A 20,661-nucleotide genomic window follows, 5' to 3' on the forward strand; every position below is an offset into this window, starting at 1 on the left:
GAGGGTCAGGACAGCAGCGCGATCAGGGCGCCGGGGTGGATCGGCCAGCCGAGCAGGCCGGCGAGTCCCATCAGCACCCCGAACGCGGTGGGCACCAGCGCCGCCGCGTACAGCGCCCACATCTGCGTCAGCGCCGTAATGGCAAACAGCGACAGAGCAATGGCCAGCAGAGCGTCCGACAGGTCGAACTGATCGTCCTTGAAGTTGGCGTCATCATAGGCCTTCTGGTCGTTTTGCGCTTCCGCCTTGGCCTGCGCCTTTTTGAGTTCCTGGTCCTGCGCCAGGTTTTCGTATTGTTGGATGGCGTCCTGATAAGCCGCCTGCTCGGCGGCGGGACGACCCGCTGCCGCCAGCTTCAGTTGCACCACCGTGGCCTTGGCCACTTCCTCGCGCACGTTGCGCGCCTGATAGAAGGCCCAATGGTCCACGCGGTTGGCCTGCGCCTGCTGCATGCTCTGGTTGATGTTGTCATCCTTGACTTTGCAGATGCCCATGAAGGTGGCCAGCAGCGCCACGGTGATGGCGACGGTGGCGTTGAGTTTGCGGTTGGTCTGGGCGGTCTCGTTTTGGGTATCGACGATGTCGAGTGGTTCCATGATGCTTACGGTGAGTAAAAAACCGCCAGCATAACCTAAATATCGCTCGCAAGATTCAGACCGGGCAAGTCGCGGCCCACGTCTTGTTCCACCGTCCGCAGTTGCCGGACATCGGCCGGGTAAGGATAGTTTTGTACGCCGGTGACGCCGGCATTTCGCAGCGTCGCCAGACTGGGAAAATAAAAGCGCGTTGCGGAGGTGCGGCTGTTCTCAACGCGATAAGTGTAAGACGCGTGCTCCGCCGCCAGAGCGGCAATCCTGCGCCTCGCCTCATCGGCCTGGGCGAAGCTGTAGAACGTGGTGCTCTCGCCCGCAGTGAGCGCGATGTACTGGTTGGTCGCATCCAGGCGGGTGAGGTCGAAGGACTTTCGTAACAGTGCCGGGTCGAAGCCAATGCGGGCATAAAAAGCGGTTTCTTCGTCATACAACCTTGCCATCTGCTTGCGCAACGTGATCAGATCTTCCTGGCTGACCAGCGGATAATCCTCGGCGGCCATTGTGGGTGCTGGTGATCCTGTCAGGCCACCGTGGAACCCAAGCACCGCGCCAGGGTTGAGGCTTTTCCTGCTCGGGCCGATGAAAATGTAATTGGCGCAGGCGGACAGGCAGTATTCGTTGACCACCACCGTGATGTTCCTGTCCCTGAGTTTTTTACCGATGGCCAGGCCGGATGCGGCGTCGCCGCCAATGGAACGTACCAGCATCAAGTCGACGCCGTCGTCGATGGTGGCGTTGATTGCCTCGTAGGCGGCGGGCGTGATGGCGCCGTCAAACACCAGAATGTCCCCGTACTTTTGCACCGCAAAGTCTTGCGCACTGGCGAGAGGGACGGCCATACAGGCCAATAGGAGCGCCGACTTCATTGAGCCTTATTGTCTTGCGCGCTTCGCCGTGACGGTGATGTGGTGGTCGGTGCCGGCCTTGCCGTTGACGACGACCGACTGGTTCCACTGCAGGAAGTGCTGCGAGTCACCGCTCGTCTGCAGCAGTTTGATTTCCAGGCCCTCGTTACAGGACGACACGGCCACGATCGAAAAGCTGAAGTTGGGCGAGCTGAATGGCTGCGGTTCGGAGGTGGCGACGAATTTGTCGGTAGAGCGCATGGTGGTCACGCCATGCTGCGCCGTCAACGCGATGGTGGCCGGCGCCTGCGACAGCGGCCTGCAGTTGGTGCCGGCAAGCGCCTGGGACGACAGAAGGGCGGCGGCGATAAAAATCAGTAAACGCATGATGTATCCTTTGTGCCGAGACTCCGGCAGGTGTATCGATTCGACGAGCAAGCAGACGAAATACAGTCATCGCATCGTAACATTGCGCCAGGCGGCTACCAACTCCAATCGCAATCCCACGACGTGCAAGCTCAAAAGAAGCCGTGTGCCATCCGGTAGTCTTTAGCTTTTTGGAGGGCGTCGTTTAATCGCCATCGGCCCAAGCAGAATTTATATAAACCGCTGAAATTACTAAAGATTTACTTTTCAGGCGCCCGAGGCCCCACAGGCTTTGCACCTGCGCGCAATAGCGCATTTACCATATATGTGTCATTGCGTTTAATCGCCATTTCATAAGGCGTACGTCCGTTTGGGCTGGTACTGTCGAGATTGATATTGACGTCGGCACCATACTGCAATAGCAAGTCGAAAACCTCCCGCTTGCCCCAATAAATCGCTGTATTCAACGGGACATCACTGCGGCGCGAACTCACGTTGGGATTGGCACCATGTTCCATGACTTTTATGGTCTGGCTCATGACTTTCACCTCAATGCAAGGCCGCGCACTGGAACATTTGGCATCGTCCGCCGACACAGCACCGCTGATCATCAACAGCATCAGACTAATCGCATAAGTTTTTAACATAGAAAAATAAATGTGAAATTACGCCACAAAACAGCATGCCGCCGGCACCATCGCGCTGCCGCCGATCATTGGAGCCATATGACAGGGAGAAGCAGTTCCAACCACAGCAACTAAAGAAGAATCTCGGGTCGCGAGCGTGGCACAGCGTTTTTCGGCCATGAAGAGCTACCAGTATATCAAGTTGCACAAAGGAAATGTTCACGAATTGTCACGTTCAGATGGATGGCTGGATGTCAAAGCGCGTTATTGCATCGAGCGTGTCGGTCAGGGCTCCCGTCGCCGGGCCAAAACACAGCTACCCTGCAGCGCAAGGCACTCCCATGCAAGCGGAAACCATCTACAGTGACCGCAACAGTGTCTCAGTGATACTTTCGAGCGTAGAAAATGAAACGCCGGTGTCCAAGGCACGGGCACGCTTCCATAGCCAGATGGCAGCCAACGTGCGCCAGTTCGCCCCCCAGCGCTCCATCTGGCAATGACAACGGATGTGTTGGCCGGTAGTGGTCATCCAGAACTTTAGGCAACTGGCAGTTCGGCTGAGATCACGTCTGAGCTATGCAATTCAGGTGTTGGCGTTATCCCAGTGCCAGACAACTTCCGAAGCCGAATTTAACGCGCCGACAGCCGTTCGTATGCCGGCAATGAGTTTTGCGGCATCAGCAAATGGCGGTTTATCCCGGCCAAACATTTTTCTAGGGATCGGGCGTAGCGAGAGCAACCACTGGTCTTTCGAACCGTCGACATTCCCGCAGTGGATCGCAAACTCGGCACCACTGTCTGTTGTGTAGTCGACGTACCAGCCCCAGTCTTCGTGCTGAGGGTAACTGGTGATGACACCCAGCCCGGCAAGGAAGGTGCTTAACCAGAACGCCAATTCCGCACCGTACACGCCGGGATTTACTTGCGCTTCATCCGGCAGAAGTGGGGCGAACTGAATCGAGCGAAACTCGACGATGTCTTTTAATGTGTCCATGAGTTCTTCAGGTTTGAATTCAGCCGCGCCCAACGCAGAGGTGGCATTGCTCAACGGTTGTAGAAGGTCAGGCGATTGCTGGCCGGGTCGCGGATCGACATCTCGCGTCCGCCCCAGGGCACGTCTTCCACGCCGGGACGGGCGTTCTTGTAGTGTTTGGCGATTAATTCGGCTTGGTAGGCGTCGACGTCGGTGGTGCCGATGCGGATGGCGGCGCCGGGTGAGCAGTCGCCGAAATGCTCGCTCAGGTGCAGCGCGCAGCCGTCCTTGGATACTTGCATGTACAGCGGCATGCCGTCTTCAAAACGATGCTCCCAATCGACCTGGAAGCCGAGGAAGTCGAGGTAGAACTCGCGCGTTTTCGCTTCGTCGAAAAACCGCAGGATCGGGGTGATGGTGCCGAGGCTCATGGCGTTTCCTTTGTCGTGGCCGCGTTATCTGAGCGCCTGCACTTGCTGGACGAATTCCGCGCTGAACAGCGGCAGCTTGCCTTCCTTGCTCGCGATGGCCTGATAGCGCAGCAGGAATTCTTTGGGCGGCCGCTTGAGCAGATCGAAGATCGCGCCTTTTCCATCCTGGCGGATGATGGTGGAGGCCATCAGCCAGCCCAGGTCATAGGCGGTTTCGTCGAAGTCGGTGTAGAACATGATGCCGTAGATGTTGTCGTACGCGTCTTCATTCTCCGGCGGCACCAGCAGCATACGCCAGCCCAGCGTCTCGAACAGGGTGCGGATGCCGCCGATGCGGCGGTTGTTGCGCTCGATGCCGGCGATTTTGAGCGCCGAGTAGGGCGTCGGCGCGCGGTCGATGATCGGATGGGTGAACAGTTCGGCCGTGCCTTCGCGCGCCAGTTGATTCAGCAAGTGATTGAGCCACAGCGGGCCGGTGACGCTGGCGGCACCGGCGGCCTTGGGCAGGTTCTCGGGCGGCATCACGTGGTTTTGCACCGCGTGGAACAGCTCATGGGCGACGGTCTCCGCCAGCTCCTGGGTGGAGGCGTCGCCGAAGCGCATCATGTCGACGTAGACGTCGTCCACGTCGTCGAAGGCGAAACCGGCCGAGTTGCTGCCAAAGATGAAGCGCACCCTGAGTTGCGCGGCGAAGGTGGGCGGAATGTATTCGTTCAGCTGGCGCGTCACTTCCACCGCCAGCGGCGCGTACTTGCCGTAGCCAGGCCGGGACAGTTCCGCCGCCAGCGCGCTGGCCACGGCGCGCGGCTGCTGCTTGTCGCGCAGCGCCTTGAAGCGGCTGATCAGCGCCTCGCAATCCTTGAGGCGCAGCTTGCGGATCAGCGCCTTGGCGTCGTCGCTGTCGCAGAAGCCAGCGGGGAGGTTGAAGTTGCCGCTGCTGATCGCCGTGCTGACGATCCGGGCATTCTCGAAATCGAAGCTGAAGCTCAGTTGGCCGGCGCGGGCGCCGGAGGAACACAGCAACAGTAAAAGCAGCCAGCGGCAAATCCGGACCATCCATCCCCCATGCGGAAATGTATAAAGCTGATAACTTTAGCAGCTTAATACACTTCTGGCACGATAATTTCGGGCGGCACCGGGCGGCGCACGTAGTCATCGTGGTATTCGCGCTCGGGCAGCTCGATCTCGGGGTGCGTCACTTCTTCGTACGGCATTTGCCCCAGCAGGTGATGGATGCAGTTGAGGCGTGCCTTTTTCTTGTCCACGCCTTGCACCACCCACCACGGCGCCTCGGGAATATGGGTCCGCTCCAGCATCACTTCCTTGGCCCGGGTGTATTCCTCCCAGCGGCGGCGCGATTCCAGGTCCATCGGGCTGAGTTTCCACTGTTTGAGCGGATCGTGGATGCGGCCGAGGAAGCGGGCGTTCTGCTCTTCATCGGAAATCGAGAACCAGTATTTGATGACCTGGATCCCGGAGCGCACCAGCATGCGCTCGAACTCCGGCACGGTCTGGAAGAACTCTTCGTACTGGTCGTCGGTGCAGAAGCCCATCACACGCTCGACGCCGGCGCGGTTGTACCAGCTGCGGTCAAACAGCACGATCTCGCCGGCCGCCGGCAGGTGCGACACGTAGCGCTGGAAGTACCACTGCGTGCGTTCCCGGCTGCTTGGCGCCGGCAGCGCGGCCACGCGGCACACGCGCGGATTCAGGCGCTGGACGATGCGCTTGATGACGCCACCCTTGCCGGCGGCGTCGCGGCCTTCAAACAGGATCACCACCTTGTGGCCGGTGTGGACCACCCAGTCCTGCAGCTTGACCAGCTCCGCCTGCAGGCGGAACAGCTCGCGGAAGTACAGGCGGCGCGCCTCCTTGGCTTCGGCGCTGCGCTCGCGCTCGATGATTTGCTTGGTGACCGGATCGATTTCGCGGTCTTCCAGTTCCATCTCCAGTTCTTCGTCGTAGCTGTCGGTCAGCTCGCGCTGGACGCGTTCCAGCAGCTCTTGTTCGTTCAATTGCATGGGTATTCCTGATGTCAGAAGATGTGGGAGAACAGCCAGAACAGCGAGCCGGATAACAAGATCGCGGCCGGCAAGGTCAGCACCCAGGCCAGCGCCAGGTTGCGTACGGTGGACCACTGCAGGCCGGAGCGGTTGGCCGCCATGGTGCCGGCCACGCCGGACGACAGCACGTGCGTGGTCGATACCGGCAGGCCGTAGATGTCGGCCGCGCCGATGGTGGCCATGGCCACCAGTTCGGCCGACGCGCCCTGCGCGTAGGTCAGGTGCGACTTGCCGATTTTTTCGCCAACCGTAACCACGATGCGCTTCCAGCCCACCATGGTGCCCAGGCCGAGGGCGATGGCCACCGCCACCTTGACCCACAGCGGGATGAATTTGGTGGCGTCGTCCAGCTGCTTCCTGAAGGCCTTGAGGTTGGCGGCGGCGTCGGCGTCGAACGGCACGGCGTGGCTCTTGTCCAGCAGGCGCATGGCTTCGGCGGCCAGGTACATATCGTTGCGCACATTGCCCACGGTTTCCGCCGGCACCTTGGCCAGCGAGCCATGCTGCTTGACGGCCTGGCCGATGTCGGCGGTCAGCGCCGCCAGCGCCGGCAGCACGGCCGGGGTATAGTCCTTGGTGCGGATGTAGGTCGACAGCGCGGTGCGCGGCTCGGCGGCCGGCAGTGCGCCAGGCACGATGTACTTTTGCAGCGACTGCTGGGTGACCTGGGTGACGGCGACGAACTGCGTCACCTGGTCGGCCGGCAGCGCGCGGTTCAGCGCGTAGGCCATTGGCACCGTGCCCACCAGGATCAGCATGATCAGGCCCATGCCCTTTTGGCCGTCGTTGGAGCCGTGCGCGAAGGAGACGCCGGTGCAGGTCAGGATCAGCAGGCCGCGGATGTACCACGGCGGCGGCGTATTGCCCTGCGGCGCCTCGTACAGTTCGCGGCGTTTGACCAGCGCGCGCAGCGCCAGCAGCAGCAGGGCGGCGCAGCCGAAGCCCACCAGCGGCGACAGCAGCAGCGAGTAACCGACCTTGGAGGCCTGCGCCCAATCGACGCCGCTGGTGCCGTCGCGCCCATGCATCAAGGCGTTGGCGATGCCGACGCCGAGGATGGAGCCGATCATGGTGTGCGACGACGATGCCGGCAGGCCGAGCGCCCACGTGCCGAGGTTCCAGACGATGGCGGCGATCAGCAGCGCGAACACCATGGCGAAGCCGGAACTGGAGCCAACCTGCAGGATCAGTTCCACCGGCAGCAGCGAGATGATGCCAAAGGCGACCGCGCCGCTCGACGTCAGCACGCCGAGGAAGTTGAAGCAGCCGGACCACACCACGGCGGCGTTGGCCGGCATGGAGTTGGTGTAGATGACGGTGGCGACCGCGTTGGCGGTGTCGTGGAAGCCGTTGACGAATTCAAAGCCCAGCGCGATCAGCAGCGCCACGCCGAGCAGGATGTAGGGCAGCCAGCTGGTGGCCACCGGTCCGGCCTCGGAGACGTCGGCACGCAGGCTGAAGGCGCTGTACAGCAATCCGGCCACCAGCAGCAGGACGAAGATGGCAGCAGTCAGCGGCGTGTTCTTGCTGTCCGCGGGGCTTGGGCGGGCAGGTTGGACGACAGTATTCATGCAGTCAACTCCAGTGCAAAAATGGAAACTGACTGTACATTCGGATTGTGACGGGGTGATGACCCGCCCCGCCAGCGCTGTTAAAAGATTTGCCATTGGGCAACAATGCCATTACACTGTCGCTCCATGCCTGCCCCGTGACGCGCACCGCATGCCGGTCGCCAGACCGCATCCCCGGCCCAGCCCCGCCGCATTGTCTTGTCCCCATTGAGAACTGAACATGAATAATTTGAGAATCGGCGCGCGCCTGCAACTGGCGTTTGGCGCGGTGTTGGCCTTGCTGCTGGTGATTGCCTACATCGGCTGGTCGTCGCTGGCCGACACCAAGGCGCGCATGGATGTGGTGGTCAATGAAAACAACACCAAGATCGCGCTGTCGCATGCCATGCTGAGCGAACTGAACCTGATCGCCCGGTCGGCACGCAACATCATCCTGTACACCGACCAGCAGACGCAAGCCAAAATGCAGGCGCGCATTGACGGCGCCCAGAAAAACTTCAACGCCAGCATGGCGCGGCTGGGGACGCTGATCCGCACCGAGCGTGCCCAACAGGTCTACGCGCAGCTGCGGACCGAGGCGCCGGAGACCTTGCGCCGCCTCGGCCAGGTGGTGCAGCTGGTCAACGATGGCAAGGCGGCCGAGGCGCCGGCTTTCCTGCTGAACTCGGTGCAAAAGCACCAGGACGGCACCTTCGCGCTGCTCAACGAGATGGTCGCGCTGCAAGACCAGCAGAACGCCGCGCTGGTGGCGCAGATTGACGGCGACTACACGTTTGCCGTGCGCTTCCTGATCGGCGCCACGCTGCTGGGCGCGTTTGCCGCAACCACGCTGGCGCTGCTGATTACCCGCTCGATCACGCGGCCGATCAACGCCGCCGTCGACGCCGCGCGGACGGTGGCGGCGGGCGACCTGACGCACAGCATCCAGGTGCGTGGACGCGACGAGGTCAGCCAGTTGCTGACGGCCTTGCAGACGATGACGGCGAGCCTGGCGGCGATCGTTGGCGAGGTGCGCGCCGGCACCGACAGCATCGGCACCGCCTCGCGCCAGATCGCCAGCGGCAACCAGGACCTGTCGTCGCGCACCGAGGAACAGGCCGGTTCGCTGGAGGAGACGGCGTCGTCGATGGAGGAGCTGACCTCGACCGTCAAGCAGAGCGCGGACCATGCGCGCCAGGCCAATGCGCTGGCGGTGTCGGCGTCCGAGGTGGCGCTGCGCGGTGGCCAGGTGGTGTCGCAGGTGGTGGAAACCATGGGTTCGATCAATGCGTCGTCGCGCCGGATCGTCGACATCATCGGCGTGATTGATGGCATTGCGTTCCAGACCAATATTCTGGCGCTGAACGCGGCGGTAGAGGCGGCGCGCGCGGGCGAGCAGGGGCGCGGCTTCGCGGTGGTGGCTTCGGAGGTGCGCACGCTGGCGCAGCGCTCGGCGGCGGCGGCCAAGGAAATCAAGGCACTGATCGATGATTCGGTCGGCAAGGTCGACGCCGGCGCGCGCCTGGTGGACCAGGCCGGCAGTACCATGGATGAGATCGTCTACAGCGTCAAGCGCGTGACCGACATCATGGCCGAGATCGCGCTGGCCAGCCAGGAGCAGAACGCTGGTATCGAGCAGATCAACCAGGCCATCTCGCAGATGGACCAGGTGACGCAACAGAACGCGGCGCTGGTGGAGGAGGCCGCCGCCGCGGCCGAATCGATGCACGAGCAGGCGCTACACCTGGCGCAGGCGGTGCATGTGTTCCGGCTGGGGACGGCACAGGAGGCGCGGCCCCCGGCCCTGCGGCCGCTGCGCGCCACCATCACCGCCAACGCCACGGCCGACGCCACCACGGCGCGGCTGACGCGGGCGCCGCGCGCCGTCGCCCGCGCCCCGGTGACGGCCGGCGACGATTGGCAGCAGTTCTAGCCCTTGCCGCGGCCCGGGAACAGGCCGTCCCACACTTCCTTGATGGTGGCGGTGATGACGCCGGTGGCGTCGGCGTCGCCGCGCAGCATGGCGCGCAGGTAGTGCGCGCCCTGTGTGGCCGAGACGTGCGGCGGCAGCGGCGGCACGTCGGGATCGGTGACCATTTCCAGCACGGTCGGCACGCGCGACGTCAGCGCGTCGTCCCACGCGAACGCTACTTGCTCCGGGTCGTCGACGCGGATGCCGCGCAGGCCCAGCAATTGGGCGTACTCAGCGTAGCGGAACGGCGGCAGCGTCTGCGAGGCTTCCAGCTTGGCGTCGCCCTCGGTGATGCGCTGCTCCCAGCTGACCATGTTGAGGTCGCCGTTGTTGAGCACCATGATCACCATGCGCGGATCGGCCCAGTCGCGCCAGCGGGCCGCAATGGTGATCAGGGCGTTGATGCCGATCATCTGCATGGCGCCGTCGCCGAGCAGCGCGATCACCGGCCGCTCGGGGTGCACGAACTTGGCGGCCAGCGCGTACGGCAGCGCTGAGCCCATCGACGCCAGGCCGCCGGACAGCGAGGCCGTCATGCCGCGCCGCAGCTTGAGGTCGCGCGCGTACCAACCGGCGCAGGAGCCGGAATCGCAGGTCAGGATGGCGCCGTCCGGCAGGCGCGGCGACAGTTCCCAGAACACGCGCTGCGGATTGATCGGCTTGGCGGCGTTCATGGCGCGCGCCTCCAGTACCTGCCACCAGTCGGCGACGTTGCTTTCGACGCGCTGGCGCCAGCTGTGCCCGGTGCGCGGCTCCAGCAGCGGCAGCAAGGCCTCCAGCGTGGCGGCGCTGTCGCCCATCAGGCACACTTCCATCGGGTAGCGCAGGTTGAGCATGCGGGCGTCGATGTCGATCTGCACGCCACGCGCCTTGCCTTCCTTGGGCAGGAATTCGGCGTAGGGAAAGGCTGAGCCGACCATCAGCAGGGTGTCGCATTCGTTCATCAGGTCCCAGCTAGCCTTGGTGCCGAGCAGGCCGATGGCGCCGGTGACGTAGGGCAGGTCGTCCGGCACGGCGGCCTTGCCGAGCAGCGCCTTGGCGACGCCGGCGCCGAGCCGTTCGGCCACGGCGATCAACTGGTCGGTGGCATGCAGGGCGCCGGCGCCGGCCAGGATGGCGACCTTCTTGCCGGCGTTGAGCACGGCGGCGGCGCGTTGCAGGTCTTCGTGGCGCGGGGCGACGGCGTGGCCGGTGTAGCCGATGCCGCTGTGGACGCTGCCGTGTTCGCGCGGCGGCGTTTCGACGGCTTTCATGTCTTGCAGGTCGCTGGGCAGGATCACGCAGGTGACGGTGCGGCGTTCGATGGCGATGCGCACGGCGCGGTCGATCAGGTGGCGCACTTGCGCTGGCGTGGTGGCCATCTGCACGAAGTCGTGGGCGACGTCCTTGAACAGCGACAGCAGGTCGACTTCCTGCTGGTAGTCGCCGCCGAGCGCCATGCGCGCCTGCTGGCCGACGATGGCGACCACCGGCTGGTGGTCCAGCTTGGCGTCGTACAGGCCGTTGAGCAGGTGGATGGCGCCGGGGCCGGAGGTAGCCAGGCAGACGCCGACCTCGCCGCTGAATTTTGCATGGGCGCAGGCCATGAAGGCCGCCAGTTCTTCATGACGCACCTGCACAAATTCGATGCCGGTTTGGGTGTGGCCGAAGGCGCCGATGACGCCGTTGATGCCGTCGCCAGGGTAGCCGTAAATGCGCTTGACGCCCCAGTCGGCCAGCCTTTTCAAGATGAAGTCGCCTACTGTTGTTGACATGCCACACCCCTGACCCAAAGTCGCAAGATGGGGTGATTCTAGCCGGGAGGTTGACAGTTGCGCAGCGATAACGTGCGCGGAGGGCACCGGTGAAACCCGCACACCGCAGGCGTCAGGGGCCGGCCCGCAGGGCCGGCGGGGCGCAGCCCCTATCCGGACCTTGGGTCAGACCCTTCGGTCGGGGTGCTTTTTAATTATCGCGGATGTTCCAGGCGCGATTGATGCTCAGCGCGGCCAGCGAGCTGACGGCGCCGGACAGCAGGTAGACGCCGGCATACGCCAGACCGAAGTGCGACGACAGCCCCAGCGCCACCAGCGGCGCAAAGCCTGCACCCACCAGCCACGCGAAGTCGCTGGTCAGCGCCGCGCCGGTGTAGCGGAAGCGCTGCGGGAACTGTGCCGTCACCGCGCCGGCCGCCTGGCCGTACGACAGGCCCAGCAGCGAGAAGCCGATCAGGATGAAGGCGTCCTCGCCGTGCTGGCCGGCGCCGATCAGGAACGGCACGAACAGGCTGAAAATCCCGATCATCGTCGCCAGCGTGCCCAGCGTGCGGCGGCGGCCGACGCGGTCGGCCACGTAGCCGGAGATGATGATGCCGATCGCCATCAGCGTCACGCCCACCATCTGCACCTGCAGGAAGCCGGCGATCGAGCGCTGCGAGGTCAGCGAAATCCACGACAGCGGGAACACCGTCACCAGGTGGAACAGCGCGTAGCTGGCCAGCGCAGCCAGCGCGCCGATGATGACGTTGCGGGTCTGCGAACTGAGCAGCTCGCCGACCGGCACCGGATCCAGCTGGTGCTCGTCCAGCAGGTGCGAGTATTCATGCGTGGTCACCAGCCGCAGGCGGGCGAACAGCGCCACCACGTTGATGGCAAACGCCACGTAGAACGGATAGCGCCAGCCCCATTCGAGGAAGTCCAGCGAGCTCAGGTTGGCCATCATGTATGAGAACAGGCCGGCGGCGATGATGAAGCCGATCGGCGCGCCCAGCTGGCCCAGCATGGCGTACCAGCCGCGCTTGTGCTCGGGCGCGTTGAGCGCCAGCAGCGACGGCAGGCCGTCCCAGGACCCTCCCTGGGCGATTCCTTGTCCAATCCGCAAGATGGCCAGAATCACCAGGGACGAGGTCCCCAGGCTGGCATAGTCCGGAAGGAAGGCGATTCCGGCCGTGGAAACCCCCATAATAAGCAGTGCCAGGGTGAGCTTGGTTTCACGGGTAAAGCGATGCTGAACTGCCATAAATGCCACAGTTCCGATCGGGCGGGCGATAAAAGCAAGCGCGAAAATCGCGAAAGCGTATAGTGTGCCGTCTAACCTGCTGTCGTATGGAAAGAACACGGACGGGAATACCAGCGCTGAAGCGATGGCGTAAACGAAGAAGTCGAAGTATTCTGAAGCGCGCCCGATGACCACGCCGATGGCGATTTCCCCGGGAGAGATATGCCCATCCCTGGCATTGATACTGCGTGCGCCAGGGCTCGTTTGATGGTGATGTTCGTGGACTCCAGCCTGAACGGCTTGGACGTCATTGATAGAAGTCGTGTTAGCCATAGTCTCTTTGTCTCGTGTTAAGTAATTGTTATCACGGGGGTGTCCAAGCGGGTAGGACAAAGTGTCCAATGGCAAGAACAGTCCGTCGTGAGTACAGTAGCATGTTCCCAACAATCTGTAATCTAAATTACCGCATGATTCCTCCTATCGTTCGTCGTGGATTGCTCCTCGCACCGTTACTGTGGCTCGCTGGCTGCGATACGGTCGTGCTGAATCCGTCCGGGGATATCGCAGCGCAGCAGGCACATCTTGTTGTTGTGTCAACGTTGCTGATGCTGTTGATCATCGTACCTGTCATGTTTCTCATCTGTCTGTTCGCTTGGCGCTATAGGAAGTCAAATACTTCCGCCGAGTACAAGCCAGACTGGGACCACTCGACCAAGCTCGAACTGCTGATCTGGGGCGCGCCGCTGCTGATCATCATCGTGCTGGGCCTGATCACGTGGATTTACACCCACCTGCTCGATCCCTACCGTCCGCTGAGCCGCCTGGACGAGAACCGCCCGATCGCCGCCGGCGTCAAGCCGCTGGAGGTGCAGGTGGTGTCGATGGACTGGAAATGGATGTTCATCTATCCGGAGCAGGGCATCGCCACCGTCAACGAGCTGGTGACCCCGGTCGACGTGCCGGTGCGTTTCCACATGACCTCGACCTCGGTGATGAACGCGTTCTACATTCCGGCGCTGGCCGGCATGGTCTACACCATGCCGGGCATGGAGACGCAACTGAACGCGGTAATGAACAAGGTAGGCGTGTATGACGGCTTCTCGGCCAACTACAGCGGCGCCGGCTTCTCGGACATGCGCTTCAAGTACCACGGCGTGTCGCAGGCCGACTTCGACGCCTGGGTGGCCAAGACCAAGGCCAGCACCACCGTGCTGAACCGCGCGGAAGTGCTGTCGCTGGACAAGCCGACCATCAAGCACCCGATCATGCACTTCGGTAACGTGGACAAGGGCATTTATGACCTGATCCTGAACCGTTGCGTGGCCGAAGGCGCGGTCTGCATCAACACCCAGATGCACCAGGATGCGACGCGCATCAAAGCAGCGGCAGCGGCCAAAAACCTGCCGAAAGACGTGTGCGAACCCGCTGTCGCCGCCACTGCTCAACCTACCCGTAAAGAATGACCATGTCTGATCTCAACTCGACCAACCTGATGATGGGGCGGCTGTCGCTGGACGCAATTCCGTTCCACGAACCGATCCTGATTGGCACCTTTGCCGGCGTGGCCCTTGGCGGCCTCGTCGTGCTGGCGGCCATGTTCTACTTCCGTCTGTGGGGCCCGCTGTGGCGCAACTGGATCACCTCGATCGACCACAAACGCATCGGCATCATGTACATGGTGCTGGGTATCATCATGCTGCTGCGCGGCTTCGCCGACGCGCTGATGATGCGCGCGCAGCAGGCCATCGCCTTCGGCGACAATCCGGGCTTCCTGCCGCCGCACCACTTCGACCAGGTGTTCACCGCCCACGGCACGATCATGATTTTCTTCGTGGCGATGCCGCTGGTGACCGGCCTGATGAACTACGTGGTGCCGCTGCAGATCGGCGCGCGTGACGTCTCGTTCCCGTTCCTGAACAACTTCTCGTTCTGGATGACCACCTTTGGCGCCGTGCTGGTGATGATCTCGCTGTTCATCGGCGAATTCGGCAAGACCGGCTGGCTGGCCTTCCCGCCGCTGTCGGGCATCGCGGCCTCGCCGGATGTCGGGGTGGATTACTATATCTGGTCCTTGCAGGTGGCCGGGGTCGGCACCACGCTGTCCGGCGTCAACCTGATCGCCACCATCGTCAAGATGCGCGCGCCGGGCATGTCGATGATGAAAATGCCGGTGTTCACCTGGACCGCGCTGTGCACCAACGCGCTGATCGTCGCCACCTTCCCGATCCTGACCATCACCCTGGCCATGCTGTCGCTGGACCGTATCGCCGGCTTCAACTTCTTCACCAACGAGCTCGGCGGTAACCCGATGCTGTACGTGAACCTGATCTGGATCTGGGGCCACCCCGAGGTGTACATCCTGATCCTGCCGGTGTTCGGCGTGTTCTCGGAAATCGTCTCGACCTTCTCGGGCAAGCGCCTGTTCGGCTACACCTCGATGGTGTACGCCACCGTCGTGATCACCGTGCTGTCCTACCTGGTGTGGCTGCACCACTTCTTCACCATGGGTTCGGGCGCCAGCGTCAACTCGTTCTTCGGCATCACCACGATGATCATCTCGATCCCGACCGGCGCCAAGATCTTCAACTGGCTGTTCACCATGTACAAGGGCCGCATCCGCTTCACCGTGCCGATGATGTGGACCGTGGGCTTCATGCTGACCTTCGTCATCGGCGGCATGACCGGCGTGATGCTGGCCGTGCCTCCGGCCGACTTCGTGCTGCACAACTCGCTGTTCCTGATCGCCCACTTCCACAACGTGATCATCGGTGGCGTGGTGTTCGGCCTGTTCGCCGGCATCAACTACTGGTTCCCGAAAGCCTTCGGCTTCAAGCTGAACGAGTTTTGGGGCAAGGTGTCGTTCTGGTGCTGGCTGGTCGGCTTCTGGGTCGCCTTCACGCCGCTGTACATCATGGGCTTCATGGGCGTTACCCGCCGCATGAACCACTTCGATGATCCGTCGCTGCAGATCTACTTCATCATCGCCGCCATTGGCGCGCTGATCATTGCCGCCGGCATTGGCGCCTTCCTGCTGCAGATCGCCATCAGCATCAAGGACCGCGCCAAGCTGCGCGACGTCACCGGCGATCCATGGGATGGCCGTACGCTGGAGTGGGCCACCTCGTCGCCACCGCCGGACTACAACTTCGCGTTCACCCCGGTGGTGCATGACAGCGACAGCTGGTCGGACATGAAGGCCAACAACTACAAGCGTCCGCTGAACGGCTTCGTGGACATCCACATGCCGAAGAATACCGCCGCCGGCTTCATCATCTCGGCGCTGGCTGGCGTGTTTGGCTTCTTCATGATCTGGTCGATGTGGATCCCGGCCGCACTGGCGTTCGCCGGCATGCTGGTGGCGATCATTGTCCACACCTTCAACTACAAGCGCGATTTCTACATCAAGGCGGATGAAGTTTCCCGCACCGAAGACGCGCACACTCGTTTCCTGGAAAGCCATGTCTGACATTCACGCAAACGGCGCCCTGAGCGCAGAACCAAGCGCGCGTTACTACGTGCGTGACCACCATCCGGAGAACGGCACGCTGCTGGGCTTCTGGATTTACCTGATGAGCGACTGCCTGCTGTTCGCCGGCCTGTTCGCGGCCTACGCGGTGCTGGGCCGCAGCTACGCCGGCGGTCCGACCGGCGCCGAGCTGTTCGACCTGCCGCTGGTGGCGCTGAACACCGGCTTCCTGCTGCTGTCGTCGATCACCTACGGCTTCGCCATGATCGCCTCGCAGCGCAAGAACCTGAAGGCCACCATCGCCTGGCTGTTGATCACCGGCGCCTTCGGCCTGTGCTTCCTGTACCTGGAGATGTACGAGTTCCTGCACCTGATCCACGAAGGCGCGGGTCCGCAGCGCAGCGCGTTCCTCAGCTCGTTCTTCGCGCTGGTCGGCACCCACGGTCTGCACGTGACCTTCGGCACGGTGTGGCTGGTGACGCTGGTGTTCCAGCTGATCAAGCACGGCCTGACGCCTGAAAACAACCGCCGCCTGATGTGCCTGTCGATGTTCTGGCACTTCCTGGACGTGATCTGGATCGGCGTCTTCACCTTTGTTTATCTGATGGGAGTCCTGCCATGAGCGCACCACACAACCACCACGGCCACGACGACCACGGCCACGGTCATGGCGATGACGGCCACCACGGCAGCCTGAAGGACTACGCGATCGGTTTCATCCTGTCGGTGATCCTGACCGCGATTCCGTTCTGGCTGGTGATGACCAAGGCCTTCGACAAATCGAGCACCACCGCCATCGTGATCCTCGGCTTCGCCGCGATCCAGGTGCTGGTGCACATGGTCTACTTCCTGCACATGAACGGCAAGGCGGAAGGCGGCTGGTCGATGCTGGCCACGCTGTTCACGCTGGTGCTGCTGGTGATCGTGCTGGCTGGCTCGATCTGGGTCATGTACCACATGAACATCAACATGATGCCATCGATGGGCAACGACATGCATAACATGCAAGACATGCAATGATGACGGGCGCCTCCAAGCGCCAACGTTCCCGCGCCCTGCGCGTCATCCTGGTCCTCGTGGCCGGGGTGATGTTTGCAGGGTTTTTTGCTTTAGGAACGTGGCAGGTCTACCGGCTGCAATGGAAACTGGCGCTGATCGAGCGCGTCGACCGGCGCGTGCACGCGGCGCCGGTGCCGGCGCCGTCGATGGCGCAATGGCCGCAACTGAATGCCGAGGCGGACGACTACCGCCGCGTGCAGCTCAGCGGCGTGCTGCTGCACGGCGCAACCACGCAGGTGCTGGCGTCGCTGGAGCGCGGCATCGGCTACTGGGTGCTGACGCCGCTGTGCACGGCGGACGGCGCCATCGTCATGGTCAACCGCGGCTTCGTGCCGGCCGGCGTCGGCGGCTGGAAACCGCAGCCGGCGCCGGCGATGGCGCCGGCCGACGCCTGCCGCGCCGCCAGCGGCCCGGCGCTGACGGTCAGCGGGTTGCTGCGGCTGAGCGAAATCGCCGGCCGCCTGCGCCAGAACGAACCGGCGCGCAACTACTGGTACACCCGCGACGTGCAGGCCATCGCCCGCGCGCGCGGCCTGCCGGCGGTGGCGCCGTACTTCGTCGATGCCGACGCGGCGTCGGCCACGGCGGCGGGACCGGTCAACGGCGAGCAGCCGGTTGGCGGCCTGACAGTTATTTCCTTCGTCAACAACCACTTGGTTTATGCTATCACCTGGTACGCACTGGCCCTGATGGTGGCCGGGGCGACGGTATGGGTAATCCGAGATGCGCGCAAACAAAAATAGTAATCCCTACGACGGTGGCCGGGCCCGGCCCGGTCCCCGTCTTCCGGTAGTCGAACCGCTGGCGTCGGCCAACGCCTCCGCCAGCAATATCTCCCACGCGGCCGGCCACAAGAACATGCAGCAGCTGATCCAGCTGCGCTGGATCGCCGTGATCGGCCAGATCACCACCATCGCCACCGCGTCCATCCTGCTGGGCGTGCAGCTGCCGATGCCGGCCATGCTGAACGTGCTGGCCTGCCTGATCGCCTTCAACGTCGCCAGCATCTTGCGCTGGCAGGAAAACCAGGTGGTGTCCAACAGCGAACTGCTGCTGGCGCTGACGGTGGACATCGCCAGCCTGACGGCGCAGCTCTACCTGAGCGGCGGCGCCACCAATCCCTTCGTGTTCCTGTACCTGCTGCACGTGATCCTGGGCGCGGTGCTGCTGGAGACGTGGTCGACCTGGACCATCGTGCTGGTGACCTGCGCCTGCATCGCCGGGCTGGCGTTGTTCTCCGAGCCGCTGCAACTGCCGCAGGATCACGCGCTGGGCATCTTCAGCCTGTACGTGCAGGGCGTGCTGCTGTGCTTTATCTTGGATGCGGCGCTGCTGGTCATCTTCATCAACCGCATCATGCAAAACATGCGCAGCAGCGCGGCGGCGCTGTCGGACATGCGCCAGCGCGCGGCCGAGGAGGAGCACATCGTCCGTATGGGCCTGTTGGCGTCCGGCGCCGCGCACGAACTGGGCACGCCGCTGGCCACGCTGGCGGTGATTCTGGGCGACTGGAAGCGCATGCCCGAGTTCAAGGGCAACCCGGTGCTGCTGGAGGAAATCGCCGAGATGCAGACGCAGCTCCAGCGCTGCAAGTCCATCGTCAGCGGCATCCTGATGTCGGCCGGCGAGGCGCGCGGCGAATCGTCGACCGCCACCACGCTCAACACCTTCCTCGACGAGGTGGTGGCCGAGTGGCGCGTCGGCCGGCCGGTGCTGGCGTTCGAGCTGGAAAACCGCATCGCCATCGACGTGCCGGTGGTGTCCGATTCCACCCTGAAGCAAATGATCTGCAATGTGTTGGATAATGCGCTGGAAGCGTCGCCGGAATGGCTGCGCATGGAAGCGAGCATCGAGGGCGGCATGCTGGTGCTGCAGGTGACCGACAACGGGCCCGGCTTCGCGCCGGCCATCCTGGCGCAGCTGGGCAAACCGTACAATTCCAGCAAGGGCCGTCCCGGCGGCGGGCTGGGACTGTTCCTGGTGCTGAACGTGGCGCGCACGCTGGGCGGCGAGGTCACGGCCACCAATCGCGAGCAGGGCGGAGCGCGTGTGCGCCTGACGCTGCCGCTGTCCGCCATTGAAATCAAAACGGAACAACAAACGACATGACCACAGAAGACCGAGTTTTGCTGCTGGTGGAGGACGACGCGGCCTTCGCCCGCACCCTGGGGCGCTCGTTCGAGCGGCGCGGCTACAAGGTGCTGCTGGCGGAAAACGTGGACGACGCCAGCGCGCTGCTGGTCGACCACTCGCCCGGCTACGCCGTGGTGGACCTGAAACTGAAGGGCAATTCGTCCGGCCTGGCTTGCGTGCAGATGCTGCACGAGCACGACCCGGACATGCTGATCGTGGTGCTGACCGGCTTCGCCAGCATCAACACGGCGGTGGAGGCGATCAAGCTGGGTGCCTGCCAGTACCTGGCCAAGCCGTCGAATACCGACGATATCGAGGCCGCCTTCGAGCACGTGGCCGGCGCCGCCGAGCTGGAACTGACGTCGCGCGCCACCTCGGTCAAGACGCTGGAGTGGGAGCACATCCACGCCGTGCTGGCCGAGACGGACTTCAACATTTCCGAGGCGGCGCGCCGGTTGGGCATGCACCGCCGCACGCTGGCGCGCAAGCTGGAAAAGCAGCGCGTCAAATGAGCCAGCAATCGTTGTTCGACTTCGAGCCACCGGCCAGGCTGACCGACCGCCTCTTCTTTGCGCTGGCACCGGACGCCGTCGCCAGCGCCGCTATCGGCGCGCTGACGGCGGAGCTGAAGGCGCGGCATGGCATGCAGGGCCGTCCCATCGCCGACGCCAAGCTGCACTGCACCTTGTGTAATCTGGGCGATTTCGCCGGCATGCCGGACGCGCTGATCGCGCGCGCCTCGGCGGCAGCATCGTCGCTGGCGGCGGTCACGCCGCCATTCGTGGTCAGCTTCGACACCGCGCAAACCTTCGTCAACCGCGCCCGCAACCGGCCGTTCGTGCTGACCGGCGGCGACGGCGTGGTCGGCGCCACGGCGCTGTACCGCAACCTGGCCGGCGCCTTGCTGAAGGCCGGCATTGCCGGCAATCCGCACAGCTACACGCCCCACGTCACGCTGCTGTACGACGATGTGACAGCGCCGCCGCAGCCGGTGGCGCCGGTGGCGTGGACCGTGCGCGAGTTCGTGCTGCTGCACAGTCACATCGGCCAGGCACGTCCCTACAACGTGCTGGCGCGTTTCAGAATGCCTTCAGCTTGAGCTGGATCGACAGCGCGCCGTACAGGCGGTCCTTGTACGAGGGGACGATGGCGACGTTGACGCCCACGCGTTCGTATTCGTAGCTGAGGGTAGGGATGGCGGCGGGGAACCAGCCGCCATCGCGCATTTTGGGGTAGCCATTGAAGCCGCCGACCACCGCGCCGATGCGCACCGGGCCGAGTTTCCACGGCTGGTAGTAGACGCCCGCGTAGTTCGAGTAGGCGCGGTCGCTGTTGTAGAAACGCCCCACCGTGGCCGACGCCACCGTCGAGAAACGCCACTCCGCGCCCAGGCCCGGATTGCTGTCGTTCAGGCCCTTGTCGCGCTGGAAGTGATAGGAATAGAAGCCGCCGTTGAGCCAGACTTCCCGCAGCGGCTGCGATTCGATGGTCTCGAAGCCGTCGGCCATGGCCGCGCCGGAGATGCAGGCCAGCAGCGCCAGCCCGGCAATACGCACACGTTTAATCATCCGAAGCTTTCTTCGTCATATTGAGGACTGCGATTATAGC

The 20,661-nt window shown here is 63.4% G+C and carries 21 protein-coding genes; 9 read left to right on the plus strand and 12 right to left on the minus strand.

Annotated elements, in window-relative coordinates; genetic code table 11:
• Positions 1–5: 5 nt before the first annotated feature.
• From FHW58_RS05885 to FHW58_RS05925, 9 genes are all read right to left on the minus strand, one after another.
• The gene (locus FHW58_RS05885) at positions 6–596 is read right to left on the minus strand and encodes a DUF4337 domain-containing protein (RefSeq protein ID WP_179672098.1); all 591 of its coding nucleotides are present in this window, start codon (positions 594–596) and stop codon (positions 6–8) included.
• Between the two features lie 35 nt (positions 597–631).
• Positions 632–1,459, minus strand: coding sequence for a hypothetical protein (locus FHW58_RS05890; protein ID WP_179672099.1), 828 nt, complete (start codon positions 1,457–1,459; stop codon positions 632–634).
• Positions 1,460–1,465: 6 nt separating this feature from the next.
• Positions 1,466–1,825: a hypothetical protein gene (locus FHW58_RS05895; protein WP_179672100.1), complete on the minus strand. Its 360-nt coding sequence runs from the start codon at positions 1,823–1,825 to the stop codon at positions 1,466–1,468.
• Positions 1,826–2,064: 239 nt separating this feature from the next.
• Positions 2,065–2,424, minus strand: a complete 360-nt coding sequence (locus FHW58_RS05900; protein WP_179672101.1) for an ankyrin repeat domain-containing protein — start codon at positions 2,422–2,424, stop codon at positions 2,065–2,067.
• 589 nt (positions 2,425–3,013) lie between these two features.
• Positions 3,014–3,424, minus strand: coding sequence for a hypothetical protein (locus tag FHW58_RS05905; RefSeq protein WP_179672102.1), 411 nt, complete (start codon positions 3,422–3,424; stop codon positions 3,014–3,016).
• 50 nt (positions 3,425–3,474) lie between these two features.
• On the minus strand, positions 3,475–3,834 hold the full coding sequence (locus FHW58_RS05910) for a glyoxalase superfamily protein (RefSeq protein WP_179672103.1): 360 nt from the start codon (positions 3,832–3,834) through the stop codon (positions 3,475–3,477).
• Between the two features lie 24 nt (positions 3,835–3,858).
• Positions 3,859–4,857, minus strand: coding sequence for a DUF5700 domain-containing putative Zn-dependent protease (locus tag FHW58_RS05915; RefSeq protein ID WP_179672104.1), 999 nt, complete (start codon positions 4,855–4,857; stop codon positions 3,859–3,861).
• Between the two features lie 77 nt (positions 4,858–4,934).
• Complete coding sequence (ppk2, locus tag FHW58_RS05920) at positions 4,935–5,855, minus strand: polyphosphate kinase 2 (RefSeq protein WP_179672105.1); 921 nt, start codon at positions 5,853–5,855, stop codon at positions 4,935–4,937.
• 14 nt (positions 5,856–5,869) lie between these two features.
• Positions 5,870–7,468 (minus strand): inorganic phosphate transporter, encoded by a 1,599-nt coding sequence (locus tag FHW58_RS05925; protein ID WP_179672106.1) that lies wholly within the window; start codon positions 7,466–7,468, stop codon positions 5,870–5,872.
• A 220-nt stretch (positions 7,469–7,688) separates the two neighbouring features.
• On the opposite strand from FHW58_RS05925, the gene FHW58_RS05930 reads away from it, so the two are divergent.
• The gene (locus FHW58_RS05930; RefSeq protein WP_179672107.1) at positions 7,689–9,380 is read left to right on the plus strand and encodes a methyl-accepting chemotaxis protein; all 1,692 of its coding nucleotides are present in this window, start codon (positions 7,689–7,691) and stop codon (positions 9,378–9,380) included.
• Here FHW58_RS05930 and FHW58_RS05935 read toward each other — a convergent pair.
• Positions 9,377–11,173, minus strand: coding sequence for a thiamine pyrophosphate-requiring protein (locus FHW58_RS05935; RefSeq protein ID WP_179672108.1), 1,797 nt, complete (start codon positions 11,171–11,173; stop codon positions 9,377–9,379). The genes FHW58_RS05930 and FHW58_RS05935 overlap by 4 nt on opposite strands.
• A 190-nt stretch (positions 11,174–11,363) precedes the next feature.
• On the minus strand, positions 11,364–12,728 hold the full coding sequence (locus tag FHW58_RS05940; RefSeq protein ID WP_179672109.1) for an MFS transporter: 1,365 nt from the start codon (positions 12,726–12,728) through the stop codon (positions 11,364–11,366).
• 134 nt (positions 12,729–12,862) lie between these two features.
• Between FHW58_RS05940 and cyoA the strand changes: the two genes are divergently transcribed.
• Genes cyoA through FHW58_RS05980 form a run of 8 tightly spaced genes read left to right on the plus strand, consistent with a single transcriptional unit; the run spans position 12,863 to position 20,152 of the window.
• Positions 12,863–13,858, plus strand: coding sequence for a ubiquinol oxidase subunit II (cyoA, locus tag FHW58_RS05945; protein WP_179672110.1), 996 nt, complete (start codon positions 12,863–12,865; stop codon positions 13,856–13,858).
• Positions 13,855–15,861, plus strand: a complete 2,007-nt coding sequence (gene cyoB, locus FHW58_RS05950) for a cytochrome o ubiquinol oxidase subunit I (protein ID WP_373996635.1) — start codon at positions 13,855–13,857, stop codon at positions 15,859–15,861. The genes cyoA and cyoB overlap by 4 nt, the downstream gene beginning before the upstream one ends.
• Positions 15,854–16,483: a cytochrome o ubiquinol oxidase subunit III gene (gene cyoC, locus FHW58_RS05955; protein WP_179672112.1), complete on the plus strand. Its 630-nt coding sequence runs from the start codon at positions 15,854–15,856 to the stop codon at positions 16,481–16,483. Before cyoB ends, cyoC begins: the two co-directional genes overlap by 8 nt.
• The gene (gene cyoD, locus FHW58_RS05960; protein WP_179672113.1) at positions 16,480–16,881 is read left to right on the plus strand and encodes a cytochrome o ubiquinol oxidase subunit IV; all 402 of its coding nucleotides are present in this window, start codon (positions 16,480–16,482) and stop codon (positions 16,879–16,881) included. Before cyoC ends, cyoD begins: the two co-directional genes overlap by 4 nt.
• Positions 16,878–17,663 carry an SURF1 family protein gene (locus FHW58_RS05965; protein WP_179672114.1) on the plus strand — a complete coding sequence of 262 codons (786 nt, stop codon included), beginning with the start codon at positions 16,878–16,880 and terminating at the stop codon, positions 17,661–17,663. Before cyoD ends, FHW58_RS05965 begins: the two co-directional genes overlap by 4 nt.
• Positions 17,644–19,029, plus strand: a complete 1,386-nt coding sequence (locus FHW58_RS05970) for an ATP-binding protein (RefSeq protein ID WP_179672115.1) — start codon at positions 17,644–17,646, stop codon at positions 19,027–19,029. Before FHW58_RS05965 ends, FHW58_RS05970 begins: the two co-directional genes overlap by 20 nt.
• Positions 19,026–19,565, plus strand: coding sequence for a response regulator transcription factor (locus FHW58_RS05975; protein WP_179672116.1), 540 nt, complete (start codon positions 19,026–19,028; stop codon positions 19,563–19,565). The genes FHW58_RS05970 and FHW58_RS05975 overlap by 4 nt, the downstream gene beginning before the upstream one ends.
• The gene (locus tag FHW58_RS05980; protein ID WP_179672117.1) at positions 19,562–20,152 is read left to right on the plus strand and encodes a 2'-5' RNA ligase family protein; all 591 of its coding nucleotides are present in this window, start codon (positions 19,562–19,564) and stop codon (positions 20,150–20,152) included. Before FHW58_RS05975 ends, FHW58_RS05980 begins: the two co-directional genes overlap by 4 nt.
• Here FHW58_RS05980 and FHW58_RS05985 read toward each other — a convergent pair.
• A complete protein-coding gene (locus FHW58_RS05985; protein WP_179672118.1) occupies positions 20,133–20,621 on the minus strand; it encodes a hypothetical protein in 489 nt (162 codons plus the stop codon). The two genes, FHW58_RS05980 and FHW58_RS05985, sit on opposite strands and share 20 nt — an antisense overlap.
• Positions 20,622–20,661: the final 40 nt, after the last annotated feature.

Origin of the sequence: Duganella sp. 1224 (assembly GCF_013408245.1) — a bacterium.
Taxonomy (GTDB): Bacteria; Pseudomonadota; Gammaproteobacteria; order Burkholderiales; family Burkholderiaceae_D; genus Rugamonas.